Source organism: Caulobacter sp. Root655 (genome assembly GCF_001427665.1).
In the GTDB taxonomy this organism is placed as follows: domain Bacteria; phylum Pseudomonadota; class Alphaproteobacteria; order Caulobacterales; family Caulobacteraceae; genus Caulobacter.
In genome coordinates, this window is sequence record NZ_LMHC01000021.1 from 214,572 (window position 1) to 230,904 (window position 16,333).

Here is a 16,333-nt window from a genome sequence, read left to right on the forward strand (position 1 = left end):
GAGCGAAGTGGATACCGGTTCGCGTGAAGAAAATAAGCTAAAACAAAGATCTAGAACCCCGAGCTGATGTAATCAGGGCGGGGCTCTAGCTCGGCCGGAACGTCTGGAACTTCTGGTCGTCGCTGATCCCGAAATAGTCGGCCGGACCGCCGCCACGCAGGATCGGTTCGGCGGCCACGGTGTCGTAGACGCCGTCCGTCAGCAGCGCCCGGTCGATGTGGACCATCACCACCTCGCCCAGGGTCAGCCATGCGTCGACGGGGCGGCCTTCGGCGTTCGTGAGCCGGATCAGCTGCGTCAGCCGACATTCGAACGCCACCGGGCTTTCCGCCACGCGGGGCGGCGTCACCCGCTGTGAGGGCGTGGGCGTCAGGCCAGCCAGGGCGAATTCGTCGACATCGCCGGGAACCATCGCCGAGGTGAGATTCACCGCCTCGGCCAGCGGCCGGGTCGCCAGGTTCCAGACGAACTGGCCGGTCTCCTCGATGTTGCGCACCGAGTCCTTCCAGCCGGTGCTCGAAAACCCGATGATCGGCGGCCGGTAGTTGAAGGCGTTGAAGAAGCTGTAGGGCGCCAGGTTGCGCACACCGGCCGCGCTGACCGTCGAGATCCAGCCGATCGGCCGGGGCGCGACAATGGCGTTCAGGGGATCGTGCTTCAGGCCGTGGCCGTCCTTGGGGGCATAGGAATGGATCGCGGTCATGGTCGCCTGCCTGTCTCCGGCCAAGGTCCCCATACAGGCCGGGACGCCGGATTCGGCAAGTCGGTCCGCCGCCGTCGGAAGCTGCAAAACCGCGTCCGAAACATCCAATCCCGCCGACGCCGCGCCTTGTAGCCTTTGCCTCTCCACGGACCTGACCGCCGAAGGCCGCGCCCTTTGGCTGGCCAGGGCTGCGGCGCATTCCTCGATCAGCTGGAAGAACCCATGCCCATCCTCGCGACACCAACCCCCGGTCCGCTGCTGCTGACCCCGACCGATCACACCCTGATCATGATCGACCACCAGTCGCAGATGGCGTTCGCGACCCACTCGATCGACGCCACCAACCTGCGCACCAACGCCGCTCTGGTGGCGCACGCCGCCGCCGGCTTCGGGGTCTCGACCATCCTGACGACGGTGGCGGAGAAGAGCTTTTCGGGCCCGATCTTCGAGGAGATCAAGGACGCCTTCCCAAGCGCCGAGGTCACCGACCGCACCTCGATGAACACCTGGGAAGACGCCAATGTCATCAAGCGCGTCAACGCCATCGGCAAGGACCGCCTTGTGCTGGCTGGTCTGTGGACGGGCGTCTGCATCGTTGGTCCAGCCCTGTCGGCCCTGGCCCAGGGTTTCGAGGTCTATTTCATCACCGACGCCTGCGGCGACGTCTCGGTCGAGGCGCATGAGCGCGCCGTGGCGCGGATGATCCAGGCCGGCGCCCGGCCGATGACCTCGCTGCAGTACCTGCTGGAACTGCAGCGCGATTGGGCCCGGACCGAGACCTACGAAATGACGACCGGCGTCGCCAAGAAGTTCGGCGGCGCCTACGGCCTGGGCATCATCTACGCCAAGACGATGTTCGGCGCGTCGGAAGGCTCGCACGCCGCCTGACTGACCGTGGCGGGACCCGGGGTCCCGCCACTTCCGCCGTTTCGCATGGAGGTTCCCATGAAGCCCTACCTGCTCTCGCTCGGCGCCGGCGTCCTGGTGGGCGTGCTTTATGCGCTGATGGGCGTGCGCTCGCCCGCCCCGCCGACCATCGCCCTGATCGGTCTGCTGGGCATGCTGCTGGGCGAACAGGTCGTGCCGGTCGCCAGGCGCCTGGTCTCGGGCGCGCCCGTCGTCGCCTATCTCAAGACCGATTGCGCCGAGAAGGTGCTCGGCCCGCACGCGCCGGACGCCCTGCGCGGCAAGGATCGGGCATGAGCACGCTCAATCGTCGCGGCGCCCTGGCCCTGGGCGCGGCCCTCCTCCCCAGTTCCCTCTTCGCCCAGACCCAGAGACCCGTCATGCCCGCCAAGGACCTGCTGCTCGTCAACGCCAAGATCACGACGCTGGATCGGAGCAACCCGCGGGCCTCGGCGGTGCTGGTGCGCGACGGCCGGTTCGCGGCGGTCGGCGACGAGAAGGACATCCGCGCCGCCGCCGGTCCCGACATCACGGTGATCGACGCCGGCGGCCGGCGGGTGATCCCCGGCCTGATCGACAGTCACATGCACATCATCCGCGGCGGGCTGAACTACAACATGGAACTGCGCTGGGACGGCGTGCCGACCCTGGCCGACGCCATGGCCATGCTGAAGAAGCAGGCCCAGAACACCCCTCCGCCGCAGTGGGTGCGCGTCGTGGGCGGCTTCACCGAGCACCAGTTCGTCGAGAAGCGCCTGCCGACCCTGGACGAGATCAACGCCGCGGCGCCCGAGACGCCGGTGTTCATCCTGCACCTCTATGATCGCGCCCTGCTCAACCGCGCCGCCCTGCGCGCCGTCGGCTACACCAAGGACACGCCCAACCCGCCCGGCGGCGAGATCCAGCGTGACGCTTCGGGGGAGCCGACCGGCCTGCTGCTGGCCCAGCCCAACGCCACGATCCTGTACGCCACGCTGGCGAAAGGACCGAAGTTACCCCCTGAATATCAACTGAATTCGACCCGCCACTTCATGCGCGAGATGAATCGGCTGGGCGTCACCGGGGTGATCGACGCCGGCGGCGGTTTCCAGAACTATCCCGACGACTACGCGATCATCGAGAAACTGCACGCCGACGACCAACTGACCCTGCGCATCAGCTACAACCTGTTCACCCAGAAACCCAAGGCCGAGCTGTCGGACTTCCAGTCCTGGTCCAGGCAGGTGAAGCCCGGTCAGGGCGACGACACCTACCGCCACAACGGCGCCGGCGAGATGCTGGTCTACAGCGCCGCCGACTTCGAGGACTTCCGGGTCGAGCGGCCGGAGATGCCGGCGAACATGGAAGCCGACCTGGAGCCGGTGATCCGCCTGCTGGCCGAGCAGCGCTGGCCCTGGCGGCTGCACGCCACCTACGATCAGACCATCGACCGGGCTCTGGACGTCTATGAGAAGGTCAATCGAGACGTTCCCTTTGACGGGCTGCACTGGTTCTTCGACCACGCCGAGACCATCAGCGACCGCAACATCGACCGCATCGCGGCCCTGGGCGGCGGCATCGCCGTGCAGCACCGCATGGCCTTCCAGGGCGAGTACTTTATTGACCGCTATGGCGCCAAGGCCGCCGAGGCCACGCCGCCGATCGGCAAGATGCTGAAGGCCGGGATCCCCGTGGGGGCCGGCACCGACGCGACCCGGGTGGCCAGCTACAATCCCTGGGTCTCGCTGAACTGGCTGGTGACCGGCAAGACGGTGGGCGGTACGCGGCTCTATCCGCCGGCCAACCGGCTCGACCGCGAGGAGGCCCTGCGCCTGTGGACCACGGCCAACACATGGTTCTCCAACGAGGAAGGCAAGAAAGGCGAGATCGCCGTCGGCCAGCTGGCCGACCTGGCCGTGCTCAGCAGCGACTATCTGCGGGTTCCGGAGGACGAGATCCGGCACCTCGGTTCCGTGCTGACCCTGCTGGGCGGCAAGGTGGTGCATGGCGAGGGCGACTATTCCAGGCTGGCCCCCGCCCTGCCCCCGCCGATGCCCGACTGGTCGCCGGTGCGGACCTTCGGCGGCTACCAGGACCGCTCGCGCAAATCGGCGATGGCCCTGGCCTCGGCCTGCGGCTGCGCCAGGGACTGCGGCGTGCATGGTCACGACCACGCCGCGGCCCTCGGGGCCCAGGCTCCGACCTCGGACGCCCGCTCGTTCTGGGGCGCGTTCGGCTGCGGCTGCTGGGCGGTTTGATCATGACCACGCCCGCCCCCGTCGCCGCCCTGTTGAAGGTCCCCGCCCTGTCCATCCTGGCCCGCGTGCTGCTGACCCTGCCCTATTGGTGGAGCGGCCTGTCGAAAATCGCCAACCTGTCGGGCGCCCTGGGCGAGGCCGAGCATTTCGGGCTCAAGCCCGCCTGGCTGGTCGTCATCGTCACCGTCCTGGTCCAGCTCGGCGGTTCGATCCTGCTGATCGTCGGGCGCGCGGGCTGGCTGGCCGCCGGCGCCCTGGGGGTGTTCACCGCCCTGGCCACCCTGGTCGCCCATCCGTTCTGGACGGCGGCCGACCCCATGGAGCGCTTCCACGCTCTCAACACCTTCCTCGAACATGTCGGCCTGATCGGCGGCTTCATGCTGGCCGCCATTCTGGTCGAGCGCGATCGGAGCCGGTCATGAGCGCCGCTCCAGAGTCCGCCCCACTCCGCAACCCAGGCCGCGCCGCCGCCCTCCTGGCCTTCAACGCCGGTTTTATAGACACCGTCGGTTTCGTCGGCCTGTTCGGGTTGTTCACCGCCCATGTCACCGGTAACTTCGTGTTGATCGGCGCGTCGATCGTCACCCATGGTTCCGGCATCGTGGCGAAGTTGCTCGCCCTGCCGACCTTCATCCTGGCCGTGGCCGTGACCAGCCTTCTGCTGCGTCGCGGCCGAAACAACAGGCGTCTCGCCATCGGTTATCTGCTGTTCTTCCAGATCGTGCTGCTGATGGCGTTCATGGCGGTCGGCGTGCTCGGCGGGCCCTTCAAGGGCGGCGACCAGCCGATCGCCGTCGCTTGTGGCCTGGTCGGTGTCGTGGCCATGGGCCTGCAGAACGCCGGCTCGCGCACGCTGTTCGCGCAGCTGTCGCCGACCACGGTGATGACCGGCAACGTCACCCAGATCGTCATCGACCTGGTCGCCCTGACCGATCGGGCCCAACCCGATCCGGCCGCCCGCGCGCGGATCGGCAAGATGTTTCCGCCCGTCCTGGCCTTCGCCCTCGGCGCGATCGTCGGCGGTCTGGGCTTTGTCCATTTCGGTTTCTGGTGCGTGCTGGTCGGCGTGGCCGCGGTCCTGGCGACGCTGTTCAGCCTGGTCCCGTTGCAACTGGCCAAGCCCGGTCAGGCTCCTCGGCATGGCTGAGCGCATGGGGCGTCGGACGCTCGCCGCCGTGGCGACCGGGCTGGCCCTGGCCGGCGGCGGTGCGGCCCAGGCCGCCGACCCGCCGCCCTTCAAGCCGATCCGTTCCGACGAGGACTACGGCTATCTCAAGAGTCGCCCGGTCCTGGAGGGTGGCGACCGCCTGCGCTTCCTGCCCCTGACCGAAGACGGGGAAACCTACCTGACCCTGGGCGGCGAGACGCGGCTGCGGGTGGATTCCTTCGACGCGCCGCGCTTTGGTCTCGGCGGCGCCCAGGCCGACGTCTACAGCCTGGGCCGCGCCCTGTTCAGCGCCGACCTGCATCTGGGCTCGCGCCTGCGGGTCTATGGCGAACTGGGCCTGCATCGCGACATCGGCAAGAAGGACCCGCCGGCGATCAGCGACCGCGACGGCCTGGACGCCCAGGTGGCGTTCGTCGACCTGACGCCGGACGCGGCGCGACGCTGGCGTCTGCGCCTGGGGCGCCAGGAGGTGTCGCTCAATGCCACCCAGCGCTTCGTCTCGGTGCGCGAAGGCCCCAACATCCGCCAGAGTTTCGACGGCCTGCGTGTCACGCGCCAGACCCCGGGCCTGCGGCTGGAGGCCTTCTACCTGCGACCGATCGTGATCCAGACCGGGGCGTTCGACGACAGCCACAACGAGAATCAGCGCTTCTACGGGGTCTACGCGTCCAGACCCCTGAGCAAGGCCGTGACCCTGGATCTGTATGCGATCGAATTGGACCGGAACGGCGTCCGGTTTGGCGCGGTGCGTGGCGACGAGCGTCGCACCAGCCTGGGCGCCCGCCTGGCCGGCAAGCGCGGCGCGATCGACTACGAAGTCGAGGGCATGGTCCAGAGCGGGCGGTTCGCCGGCCGCGACATCCGCGCCTGGGGCGGCAGCCTGGGCGGCGGCTACACCCTGGCCCGGGCCTGGTCGCCGCGACTGGGCCTGCGGCTCGACGCGGGGTCGGGCGACAGCGACGCCAGCGACGGCAAGCTCGAAACCTTCAATCCGCTGTTTCCCAAGGGCGCCTATTTCAACGAGACGGGCCTGACCAGTTGGAGCAACCTGCTGGCCGTCCGCCCCAGTCTGGGCCTGGCGCCGCGCCGCGATGTCAGCCTGGAAATCAGCTACCTGATCCGCCGCCGCCAGACGGGCGACGACGCCATCTATCTGCAACCGTCGACGCCGCTAGCCCCAATCGGCGCCGATCGATCAAGGGCGGTGGGCGACGCGGCCCAGTTCGACGCCACATGGCAGGTCAACCGCAACTTCAAACTCCAGGCCCAACTGGTCCATCAGTCGGCCGGCGACGCGATCCAGGCCGTCAACGGGCGCGCCGTCGATTTCGGCATGCTGATCGCCCAGTTCCGGTTCTAGGCTGTCATCCGCCCGCTCCGACCAGGATCGCGCAGGGCCAGGATGCTGGCGACGACCTGACGCCGGAACGCCTCGTCGTCCGATGACGGCGTCGCGACCGACGGCGGAGCGAGGCCTTGCCGTTGTTCGTCTCGGCGGTGGCCGCCCATGGCGATCAGGCCTTGACCGACAAGGCCACCGCCCTGGCCGCGCGGTATCCGGCCAGCCAGACCCACCTGCTGACCGTCCCCGCGAGACCCAAAGCCCTCTGGGGTCGCCTCGCGCCGCCCTTGACGCATGGCGTCACGCGCTGTAACAAACCAAAAGGTTAAATAACTGATTGGCTTGATACGTGATGACCCCGGACCGTTTGAGCGACACCTTCTTCGCCCTGGCCGATCCGACGCGGCGGGCGATCCTGGCGCGCCTGACTTTGGGCGAGGCGTCGGTCAACGAGCTGGCCAAACCGTTCGAGATGAGCGGGCCGGGCCTGTCCAAGCACCTGAAGGTGCTGGAGCGCGCCGGCCTGATCAGCCGCGGCCGAGAGGCGCAGTGGCGACCCAGCCGACTCGAGGCCGGGCCGCTGAAGGATGCGGCCGACTGGCTGGAAGGCTACCGCCGCTATTGGGACGCCAGCTTCGATCGCCTGGAAGAGCACCTGGCCGAGGTCCAGACCAAGGCGGCCCAAGATGACTGACCAAGCCCTCGACCGGCGCCTCCTGACCATCACCCGGCTGTTTTCCGCGCCGCGAGCCCTGGTCTTCGACGCCTTCATCGATCCCGCGCAGGTGCTGCGCTGGCTGGGGCCACCGCATTATCCCGCCACCTTCGCGGAGGGCGACCCACGTCCCGGCGGCGCCTGGCGCGCCTGCCTGACGGGAAACGAACACGGCGACGAAGCCTGGCAGAGCGGCGTCTATCGCGAGATCAACCCGCCCGAGCGGCTGATCTACACCTTCTTCGGCTTCCTCGACGTGACGCCAAGGGGGCGCAACGAGACCGGGCCTCATCACAGCCTCGGAGACTGGGTGCGCCCGCACGACATGTATGGCCAGGGCGGCTCGGTCGAGGCGAATGGCCGCTATCACCCGCCGGCCTGCGGTTGCGGCGCCCATCCGTGAAAGCCGGAAGCTATTGGCGCCCGATCGCGTTATAAAAGGGCTGGGTCAGTGATCGCCCCGCGCCATGCGGGATCGCCAACCTGAAAGGACGCCATGTCCGACCTTCCACGACATCGCACCACGACGCGCGCGGCCTTCGCGTGACGCGCTGGGCCGCCTTGCTGGAGTCCATGGGCATCCACCAGGTTTCCGCGCGGGAGATTCGGGCCGAGGCCTTTTTCCTGGGCAACCGCCATCAAGGCCAGATCGTCGAGGGCGCGCGTCTTGAACTGGAGGCGCCGGACCTCGACCCGCACCGCGCGGTGCTGCTTCGGGCGGTCATTCGAGCCACGCCCGCGAACTCCACGCATGGGGTCGACGCCACTGGGAACGACCGATGACCGACGACGAGATCCAGGCCTTCCGCCGCGAAAACGACTACCTCAAGCGCCGCAACGCCCAGCTTCAGGACGACGTCACCAGCCTCGGCGGCCAAGTGCTGCGAATGCAGCAGGAGCTTGAGCGCTTGAGCGGACGCCGCGCCATGGTCACCCCCGATCCGCTGTCGGGCGGCCAATAGATGACCTTGTCCGCCGGTCAGTTCACCGCCCTGAGAAACCTGTCGCGCAAGAAGGCCGGCGAACAGGTCGACTGGATCAACATCGCCGACGCCCGCGCCCTGACCGACCTGGGGTTCGCCGAGCGAACCGGCGGCGGCTGGACGATCACGCCCGCCGGAGCCGCCGAGTTGGCGAGCGTTGGCGACAAGGGCCCTGACCAACCCGGATGAATTGACTTATGAAGAGAAGAAATTGAATTTACTTCCATAATTCGACTTCATCTCGTCCAGGAAATTCAGTCACCGATGAAGCGATAGCCGATCCCCGGCTCGGTCAGGATCATCTTCGGCGTCGAAGGATCGGCCTCGAGCTTCTGGCGTAGCTGACCGACGAAGACCCGCAGGTACTGGGTGTCGTGCGCATGGGCCGGTCCCCAGACCGCCGTCAGCAGGTCCTTGTGGGTCAACACCTTGCCGCGCGCCACGGCCAGGCGGGCCAGGACGTCGTATTCGCGGGGCGAGACCTTCACCACGGCGCCGCCCCGGGTCACCAGATGCTTCTCGATGTCGATCTCGACCTCGCCGGCCTTGATCGGCGCCTGCGGACCCTGGGCCTGTCCGCGTTGGCGCAGGGCCACGCGAAGACGCGCCAGCAACTCCCCGACACCGAAGGGTTTTTCGACATAGTCGTTGGCCCCGCGATCCAGGGCCTCGATCTTCTCGGCCTCGCGGTCACGGGCCGACAGGATGACGATCGGCCCGTCATAGAAGGCCCGGGCCTTCACCAGCACGTCCTTGCCGTCCATGTCGGGCAGGCCCAGGTCCAGCACCACGGCGTCGGGCGACCATAGGGCGATACCGCGCAGCCCTTCCTGGCCGCTATCGGCCCGCAGCGGCTCGTAGCCCGCCGCGTCCAGGGCCGGAGCCAGGAACCGATGGATCTGCGGCTCGTCGTCGATGATCAGGATGCGTTGGCGGACTGCGCTCATGACCGGCTCATAGCAGATGATGCGGCGTGGCGACCGCCTTGGGCAGGCTGATCAGGATGCGCGTGCCGCGACCTTCGTGGATCGGGCTGGCGGCGGCGATGCGCCCGCCCATGGCGTCGATGAAGCCCTTGGAAATCGACAGGCCCAGGCCCGCGCCCTTGTTCCGGTCGGTCGGCTCCTCCATGCGGCGGAACTTCTCGAACACCTGCTCCAGCTCGGCGGTGGGAATACCCCGGCCCTCGTCCTCGATGCTGATCACCACGTTGGCGCGGTCCTCATAGGCCGCCATCTCGATGCCGGTGGCGGCCGGGCTATAGGCGATGGCGTTCTCGAGGATGTTGACGATCGCCTGTTCCAGCAGGCTGGAGTCGACCCGCACCAGGCTGAGCTCGCTGGGGAAGTCGCGGGTAAGCACCCGGTCGCCCAGCCGGCGCGAGACGCGGTCGGCGGCGGCGCCCAGCACGTCGCGCACGTCGGTCCAGTCGGTGCGCAGACGCAGCGCCCCGCCCTCCAGCCGGGTCATGTCCAGCAGGTTGCCAACATAGCGGTTCAGCCGCTCGGCCTCCTCGCGGATGCTCAGCAGCAGGTCGTCGCGCACCGCCGCCGTCATGCCCTTGCCGTAGTCGATCAAGGTGCTGGAGGCGCCCAGCACCGTCGACAGCGGCGTGCGCAGGTCGTGGCTGATCGAGTTGAGCAGGGCCGAGCGGAAGCGATCGGCGCGGCGCAGGGTCTCGGTCTCGACCGCCTCGCTGGCCAGGTCGGCGCGCTCCAGGGCCACGGCGCCCTGCTCCAGCAAGGCCAGCAGCAGGCGTTCGTCCTCGGATCCGGCGACCATCGCCCCGGCTTCGACGCCAGCCACCCCGGCCCGGGAGCGCACGCCTTCCAGCGGCCAGAAGGTCCAGCGGGTCTGTGGCAGGGTGCCGGTGCCGAAACCGGCGGCCTCGCCCTTCTCCCAGGCCCAGCGGGCGGCGGCCATCGGGGCGGCGTCCAGTTCGTCCAATGTGGGCGCGCCAGCCACGGGCCGCAGTTCGCCGTTCTGGGGCAGCAGCACCACGGCCTTGGCCCCGACCGCCGCCGCCGTCTGCTCGGCCAGGGCCTTGGCGGCGGCTTCGCGTCCGGCGGCGGCCGAGAAGGTGCGGCTGGCGGCCAGCAGGGCCGAGACCGCCGAAGCCCGCCGCTGGGCCGCCCGGCCCTGGTCGCGCACCCGGCCGGCCAGCCCGCCCGCCGCCAGGGCCACGGCCCAGAACACGATCAGGGTCAGGAAATCGGTCGGTGATCCGACGACGAAGGACTGGCGGGGCTCGAGGAACAGGTAGTTGTAGACGAGGAAGGCCGCGGTCGCCGCCGCAAGAGCGGGACGCAGTCCGCGCAGCACCCCGGCCGCCAGCACAGCGGCCAGGAAGATCATCCCCAGATCGACGCGGTCGAAGGTGACGTCGAGGACCCAGGCCACCGCGGTCGCCGCCGCGACGCAGCCGGCGCTGATCAGATAGGATGTCCAACCGGCCGCCGACCGTCGCTTGGGCGGCTCGACGATCGGCTCGTGCGTGGCCTCGGTGACGACATGGATCGCCGCGCCCCGCGCCTCGCGCAGCAGCGCCGCCGCCAGGGAGCGACCCAGCAGTTCGCGCCAACGGCTGTCGGCCGACTTGCCGATGACGATCTGGGTGACGTTGTTGCGGCGGGCATAGGCCATCACCGTGGCGACGATGTCGGCCCCGGTCAGCACCACGGTCGTGCCGCCCAGCTGTTCGGCCAGCTTCAGTGCGTCGCGCAGCCGCGCCGCCGCCGTGGGACCGCTCCCCGCGTGCTCAGGACGCTCGACATGGGTGACGGCCCATGGCGCGTCCATCATCATGTCCGACAGCCGCCGGCCGGCCCGCACCAGCGCCCCGGCCATGGCGTCGCCGCCGACCAGCACCAGGATCCGCTCACCCGCCGCCCAGGGCCCCTCGACGCCCTTCTCGCGCATGGCGGCGACCAGCTGGTCGTCCACCGTCTGGGCCGCCCGCCGCAGGGCCAGCTCGCGCAGGGCGGTGAGGTTCTCGACCTTGAAGAAGTTCTCCGAGGCCAGACGCGCGGTCTCGGGCACATAGACCTTGCCGGCTGTCAGCCGCTCGCGCAGCTCGTCGGGGGTGATGTCGATGACCTCGATGGCGTCGGCCCGCGACAGGGCGCTGTCGGGCACGGTCTCGCGCTGGCGCACGCCGGTGATCCGCTGAACGACGTCGACCAGGCTTTCCAGGTGCTGGACGTTGAGGGTGGTCCAGACGTCGATGCCGGCGGCCAGCAGTTCCTCGACGTCCTGCCAGCGCTTGGGATGGCGCGAGCCCGGGGCGTTGGAATGGGCGTATTCGTCGACCAGCAGCAGGGCCGGCTTGCGCTCCAGGGCCGCGTCGAGGTCGAACTCCATCATCACGTGGCCGCGATGGTCGATCGGCCGGCGCGGCATCACCTCCATGCCGCGCAGCAGGCTCTCGGTCTCGCGGCGGCCATGGGTCTCGACCAGGCCGATCAGCACGTCCTGGCCGTCGGCCTTGCGGCGCCGGGCGGCGCGCAGCATCTCGTAGGTCTTGCCCACGCCCGGGGCCATGCCGAGAAACACCTTGAGGCGCCCCCGGCTCGCCTTGTTGGCGGCGGCCAGGAGCGCCTCTGGGTCCGGTCTTTTGGGGTCTTCCGCCGCCAAAGACTATCCGCCCTTCGGGAAGCGGGCGTCGAGCGCCCGGTTGACCGCCAGGACGTTGACCCTCGGCTGGCCGATGAAGCCCAGGAGCTGGCCCTGGACGTTGCGGTCGATCACCGCCTCGACCTGGGCGAGGGGCAGGCCGCGCGCCCTGGCGACGCGCGGCGCCTGGAAGCGGGCGTAGGCCGGCGAGATGTCCGGATCCAGGCCCGAGCCCGAGGTCGTCACAGCGTCGGCGGGAATGACCGCGCCGGGGTTTTCGACGCGCAGGGCGTCGGCGTCGGTCTTGACCCGCGTGGCCAGGGCCTCGTTGAGCGGGCCCATGTTGGAGCCGCTGGAGGCCGAAGCGTCGTAGCCGGTCCCCGCCGCCGAGGGGCGCGGATGCAGATACTCGGCCTTGGCGAACGGCTGGCCGATCAGGGCCGAGCCGACGACGGTTCCCTTGGCGTCTCGCAGCAGGCTGCCGTTGGCCTGGGCCGGAAAGGCCACCTGAGCGATGCCCGTGACAGCCAGGGGATAGCCCAGGCCCAGAAGGGCGGTGAACAGGCCCATCGAGGCGAGGGCCGGGCGGATATGGGAGAGCATGGCTTTCGAGTCTCCGAGGAATGCAGCTTAGGCCAAGCCGAGGGCGGATACGATCAGGTCGATCAGCTTGATGCCGACGAACGGGGCGACCAGGCCGCCCAGGCCGTAGATCAGCAGGTTGCGCGACAGCAGCTTTCCGGCCCCGATCGCCCGATATTTCACGCCTTTCAGGGCCAGGGGGATCAGGGCGACGATCACCAGGGCGTTGAAGATCACCGCCGACAGGATGGCGCTCTGCGGGCTGTGCAGGTGCATGACGTTCAGCGCGCCGAGCGCCGGCAGGGCGACCACGAACATCGCCGGGATGATGGCGAAATACTTGGCCACGTCGTTGGCGATCGAGAAGGTGGTCAGGGCCCCGCGGGTGATCAGCATCTGCTTGCCGACCTCGACGATCTCGATGACCTTGGTGGGGTCGCTGTCGAGATCGACCATGTTGCCGGCCTCGCGGGCGGCCTGGGCGCCGGTCTGCATGGCCACGCCGACATCGGCTTGCGCAAGCGCCGGGGCGTCGTTGGCCCCGTCGCCGCACATGGCGACCATCCGGCCCTTGGCCTGCTCGGAGCGGATCAGCCGCAGCTTGTCCTCCGGCGTCGCCTCGGCCAGGAAGTCGTCGACGCCGGCCTCGGAGGCGATGGCGGCGGCGGTCACCGGGTTGTCGCCGGTGATCATCACCGTGCGCAGACCCATGCGGCGCAGGTCGGCGAAGCGTTCCTTGACGTTCGGCTTGACCACGTCCTTCAGGTGGATGACGCCGACCAGGACGCCGTTTTCGCTGACCGCCAGGGGCGTGCCGCCCGAACGGGCGATACGGTCGACGGCGGCGGTGACTTCGGTCGGGATCAGCTTGGGGTCCAGGGCCAACGAGCGATAGACGGCGTCCACCGCCCCCTTGCGCCAGGACATCCCGTTAGCATCCAGGCCCGACTGACGGGTCGTGGCGCTGAAGGCGATCGAGGTCGCGCCGGCCGGGGCTTCGATGACGATCCCCTGGTTGCGGCCCAGTTCGACGATCGAGCGGCCTTCCGGGGTGTCGTCGGCCAGGGAGGCGCTGACGGCGGCCCGCAAGGCTGCCTCGGGACGTACGCCCGGCGCGGCGATCACCTCGGTGGCCATGCGGTTGCCGAAGGTGATGGTGCCGGTCTTGTCGAGCAGCAAGGTGTCGACGTCGCCGGCGGCCTCCACCGCCCGACCCGAGGTGGCCAGGACGTTGTGCTTCATCAGCCGGTCCATGCCGGCGATGCCGACCGCCGAAAGGAGCCCGCCGATCGTCGTGGGAATGAGCGTGATGAACAGGGCGCCCAGCACCAGCGGATCCAGCGCCACGCCCGAGAACTTGCCCAGGCCCAGCAGGGTGACAACGGCGATCAGGAAGATCAGGGTCAGGCCGGCCAGCAGCACGGCCAGGGCGATCTCGTTGGGGGTCTTGCGGCGGTCCGCGCCCTCGACCATGGCGATCATGCGGTCGAGGAAGGTGTTGCCCGCCGAGGCGGTGACCCGCACCTTGATCCAGTCGGAGACCACGGTGGTGCCGCCAGTGACGGCCGAGCGGTCGCCGCCGCTTTCGCGGATCACCGGCGCGCTCTCGCCGGTGATGGCGGCCTCGTTGACGCTGGCCATGCCCTCGATGATCTCGCCGTCGGTCGGGACGACGTCGCCGGCCTCGATCAGGATCACCTCGCCCGGAACCAGCTTGTGAGCCGCCGTAGGGATGACCGTGCCGGTCTTCTCGTCGATGATCAGCTTGGCGTTGGTGGTCACCCGGGTGGCGCGCAGGCTGTCGGCCGCCGCCTTGCCCCGACCTTCGGCGACGCTCTCGGCAAGATTGGCGAACAGCACGGTGGCCCACAGCCAGCCGGCGATCTGCACGGCGAAGCCGGCCGACTGGTGGCTGGCGATGGCGGCGACGGCCGAGACCGTCGACAGCAGGGCCACGATCCAGGTGGCGAAGATCACCGGATTGCCGGTCAGCTTGCGCGGATCCAGCTTGACGAAGGCGTCCTTGGTCGCCCGGGTCAGGATGGCCGGGGACAGCCCGCCCGCCAGGGCGCTGGCCTTGCGCCGGCCCTCCCCGGCGTGGGTTTCGATGGTCGTCATTTCAAATCGCCTTTGCGATCAGTGCGTTGGGTCAATGGGCTTGGGCGACGGCGCCCAGCACCTGGAAGTGCTCGACGATCGGCCCCAGCGCCAATGCGGGGAAGAATTGCAGGCCGCCCAGGATCAGGATCACCCCGATCAGCAGGCCGATGAACAGGCCGCCATGGGTGGGCAAGGTCCCGGTCGAGGGCGCCAGCTTAGGCTTGGCCGCCAGGGAGCCGGCCATGGCCAGCACCGCGACGATCGGCATGAACCGGCCCATGGCCATGGCGACGCCGAGCGTGGCGTCCCACCAGGGCGCGTTGGCCGTCAGGCCGGCAAAGGCCGAACCGTTGTTGGCCGTCGCCGAGGTGTAGGCGTAGAGGATTTCCGACAGGCCGTGCGGGCCTGAGTGCATCAGCCCCTTCAGCGCCGCGGGCAGGATCGCGGCGATGGCCGAGAAGCCCAGGGTCGCCACCGGGATGGCCAGCACGGCGAGGATGGCGAGTTGCACCTCGCGGGCCTCGATCTTCTTGCCCAGGTATTCTGGCGTGCGACCGACCATCAGGCCGGCGACGAACACCGACAGCACGGCCATCACCACCATGATGGCGATCCCCGAACCGATGCCGCCGGGCAGGATCTCGCCCAGGTGCATCAGGAACATCGCCATGCCGCCGCCCAGGGGCATCAGGCTGGAATGCATGCCGTTGACCGAGCCGTTCGAGGCTCCGGTGGTCATCGCCACCCAGGCCGCGGTGGCCGGCGCGCCAAGGCGCACCTCCTTGCCTTCCATGTTGACCGAGGCGTCGACATGGGCGGCGACCAGGGCCGGCGCGGCTTGCGTCTCGGTGACGTAGACGATCCCCGCGCCCGCCGACAGCAGGATGGTGGCGGCGACGACCAGGGCGCGAATGTCCTTCTTGGCCAGCACGCTACGGCCGAAGGCGAAGAAGGCGGCCCAGCCCAGCACGTCGATCGACACCGCGGTGATCAGGTTGGTCAGCGGGGTCGGGTTCTCGAACGGATGGGCCGAGTTGGCGTTGAAGATGCCGCCGCCATTGATGCCGAGCATCTTGATGGCCTCCTGCGAAGCCACGGCGTAGAGCGAGATCTTCTGGTCCGCGCCTTCCAGCGTGTGGGCGGTGACGCCGGCGGCCAGGGTCTGGGGCATGCCCAGCAGCACCAGCACGACGGCCAGCACGAACGACAGCGGCAGCAGCACATAAAGGGTGGTGCGAACCAGGTCGGCCCAGAAGTTGCCGACGCCCTCGCCGCGATTGGCGATGAAGGCCCGCGCCAGGGCCGCGGCGATGGTCGCGCCGGTGGCGGCCGAGACGAAGTTCTGCACCGTCAGCACCAGCATCTGGCTCAGCGTCGACATCGTCGTCTCACCGGCATAGCTCTGCCAGTTGGTGTTGGTGACGAAGCTGACGGCCGTGTTGAACGACAGGTGCCCGGAAAGACCCGCGAAGCCCTGCGGGTTCAGCGGCAGCACGCCCTGCAGGCGCAGCACCGCATAGACCAGCACGAAGCCGACCAGGTTGAAGGCCAGCAGGGCCCCGGCATAGCCGAACCAGGTTTGGCTCTTCTTCGGATCGACGCCGCAGGCGGCGTAGAACAGGGCCTCGACGGGACGCAGCACCGGGTCCAGCCAGGTGCGCTCTCCGTTCCAGACCCGCGACATGTACGAGCCCAGCGGCCAGCCGATCGCGACCGCCAGGCCCAGCGTCAGGGCGATTTCCGCCCAACCTTGCCAATTCATGGAATGTGATCCGTCAGAACTTGTCGGGTCGCAGCAGGGCCACGACCATATAGGCCGCGACGACGATCGCCCCGGCTCCCCAAAGCGCGCTCACCAGCATGGTCATAGGCGCCTCAACGCGACGGCGAAGGCGGCGAAGGCCAGGAACAGCCCGCCGCCCAACGCCAAAAAGATGAAATCAGCCATCTTCGGCCTCCAGCTAACTTGGCCGGAAAAGACCATG

Annotated in this window: 19 protein-coding genes; 12 read left to right on the forward strand and 7 right to left on the reverse strand. The window is 68.9% G+C overall.

From position 1 onward, the window contains the following. Positions 1-85 precede the first annotated feature (85 nt). Entirely contained in the window at positions 86-703 is a 618-nt protein-coding gene (locus tag ASD79_RS12400) for a flavin reductase family protein (RefSeq protein ID WP_082584909.1), read from the reverse strand. Positions 704-925: 222 nt separating this feature from the next. Between ASD79_RS12400 and ASD79_RS12405 the strand changes: the two genes are divergently transcribed. The 12 genes from ASD79_RS12405 to ASD79_RS12460 all read left to right on the forward strand — a co-directional run bounded on the left by ASD79_RS12405 (position 926) and on the right by ASD79_RS12460 (position 8,243). Continuing rightward, a complete protein-coding gene (locus ASD79_RS12405; protein ID WP_056722045.1) occupies positions 926-1,591 on the forward strand; it encodes a hydrolase in 666 nt (221 codons plus the stop codon). A gap of 57 nt (positions 1,592-1,648) precedes the next feature. Next, positions 1,649-1,906 (forward strand): DUF1427 family protein, encoded by a 258-nt coding sequence (locus tag ASD79_RS12410; RefSeq protein ID WP_056722047.1) that lies wholly within the window; start codon positions 1,649-1,651, stop codon positions 1,904-1,906. After that, entirely contained in the window at positions 1,903-3,846 is a 1,944-nt protein-coding gene (locus ASD79_RS12415; RefSeq protein WP_056722049.1) for an amidohydrolase, read from the forward strand. Before ASD79_RS12410 ends, ASD79_RS12415 begins: the two co-directional genes overlap by 4 nt. 2 nt (positions 3,847-3,848) lie before the next feature. Then, positions 3,849-4,268, forward strand: a complete 420-nt coding sequence (locus ASD79_RS12420) for a DoxX family protein (protein WP_056722051.1) — start codon at positions 3,849-3,851, stop codon at positions 4,266-4,268. Then, complete coding sequence (locus tag ASD79_RS12425) at positions 4,265-4,993, forward strand: YoaK family protein (RefSeq protein ID WP_056722053.1); 729 nt, start codon at positions 4,265-4,267, stop codon at positions 4,991-4,993. The genes ASD79_RS12420 and ASD79_RS12425 overlap by 4 nt, the downstream gene beginning before the upstream one ends. Next, on the forward strand, positions 4,986-6,374 hold the full coding sequence (locus ASD79_RS12430) for an alginate export family protein (protein WP_056722055.1): 1,389 nt from the start codon (positions 4,986-4,988) through the stop codon (positions 6,372-6,374). Before ASD79_RS12425 ends, ASD79_RS12430 begins: the two co-directional genes overlap by 8 nt. A 116-nt stretch (positions 6,375-6,490) precedes the next feature. Next, positions 6,491-6,685: a hypothetical protein gene (locus tag ASD79_RS12435; protein ID WP_082584911.1), complete on the forward strand. Its 195-nt coding sequence runs from the start codon at positions 6,491-6,493 to the stop codon at positions 6,683-6,685. 23 nt (positions 6,686-6,708) lie between these two features. Further along, positions 6,709-7,050, forward strand: coding sequence for a helix-turn-helix transcriptional regulator (locus ASD79_RS12440; RefSeq protein ID WP_056722060.1), 342 nt, complete (start codon positions 6,709-6,711; stop codon positions 7,048-7,050). Further along, positions 7,043-7,474 (forward strand): SRPBCC domain-containing protein, encoded by a 432-nt coding sequence (locus tag ASD79_RS23280; protein ID WP_082584912.1) that lies wholly within the window; start codon positions 7,043-7,045, stop codon positions 7,472-7,474. Before ASD79_RS12440 ends, ASD79_RS23280 begins: the two co-directional genes overlap by 8 nt. 170 nt (positions 7,475-7,644) lie before the next feature. Continuing rightward, the gene (locus ASD79_RS12450) at positions 7,645-7,854 is read left to right on the forward strand and encodes a hypothetical protein (RefSeq protein WP_056722626.1); all 210 of its coding nucleotides are present in this window, start codon (positions 7,645-7,647) and stop codon (positions 7,852-7,854) included. Continuing rightward, a complete protein-coding gene (locus tag ASD79_RS12455) occupies positions 7,851-8,033 on the forward strand; it encodes a hypothetical protein (protein WP_056722062.1) in 183 nt (60 codons plus the stop codon). The genes ASD79_RS12450 and ASD79_RS12455 overlap by 4 nt, the downstream gene beginning before the upstream one ends. After that, complete coding sequence (locus ASD79_RS12460; RefSeq protein WP_056722064.1) at positions 8,034-8,243, forward strand: hypothetical protein; 210 nt, start codon at positions 8,034-8,036, stop codon at positions 8,241-8,243. A 65-nt stretch (positions 8,244-8,308) separates the two neighbouring features. On the opposite strand, the gene ASD79_RS12465 is transcribed toward ASD79_RS12460, so the two are convergent. From ASD79_RS12465 to ASD79_RS23890, 6 genes are read right to left on the reverse strand one after another with little or no spacing between them, the layout of a single operon-like run. Continuing rightward, positions 8,309-9,001 (reverse strand): response regulator, encoded by a 693-nt coding sequence (locus tag ASD79_RS12465; protein ID WP_056722066.1) that lies wholly within the window; start codon positions 8,999-9,001, stop codon positions 8,309-8,311. A 7-nt stretch (positions 9,002-9,008) separates the two neighbouring features. Beyond that, a complete protein-coding gene (locus tag ASD79_RS12470) occupies positions 9,009-11,687 on the reverse strand; it encodes a sensor histidine kinase KdpD (protein ID WP_056722068.1) in 2,679 nt (892 codons plus the stop codon). Positions 11,688-11,690: 3 nt separating this feature from the next. Continuing rightward, on the reverse strand, positions 11,691-12,269 hold the full coding sequence (kdpC, locus tag ASD79_RS12475; RefSeq protein WP_056722069.1) for a potassium-transporting ATPase subunit KdpC: 579 nt from the start codon (positions 12,267-12,269) through the stop codon (positions 11,691-11,693). Positions 12,270-12,296: 27 nt separating this feature from the next. Then, positions 12,297-14,366 (reverse strand): potassium-transporting ATPase subunit KdpB, encoded by a 2,070-nt coding sequence (gene kdpB, locus ASD79_RS12480; protein ID WP_056722070.1) that lies wholly within the window; start codon positions 14,364-14,366, stop codon positions 12,297-12,299. Positions 14,367-14,397: 31 nt separating this feature from the next. Further along, the gene (gene kdpA, locus ASD79_RS12485) at positions 14,398-16,110 is read right to left on the reverse strand and encodes a potassium-transporting ATPase subunit KdpA (protein ID WP_056722072.1); all 1,713 of its coding nucleotides are present in this window, start codon (positions 16,108-16,110) and stop codon (positions 14,398-14,400) included. Positions 16,111-16,123: 13 nt separating this feature from the next. Continuing rightward, on the reverse strand, positions 16,124-16,216 hold the full coding sequence (locus ASD79_RS23890; protein ID WP_007667944.1) for a potassium-transporting ATPase subunit F: 93 nt from the start codon (positions 16,214-16,216) through the stop codon (positions 16,124-16,126). Between the last annotated feature and the right edge of the window lie 117 nt (positions 16,217-16,333).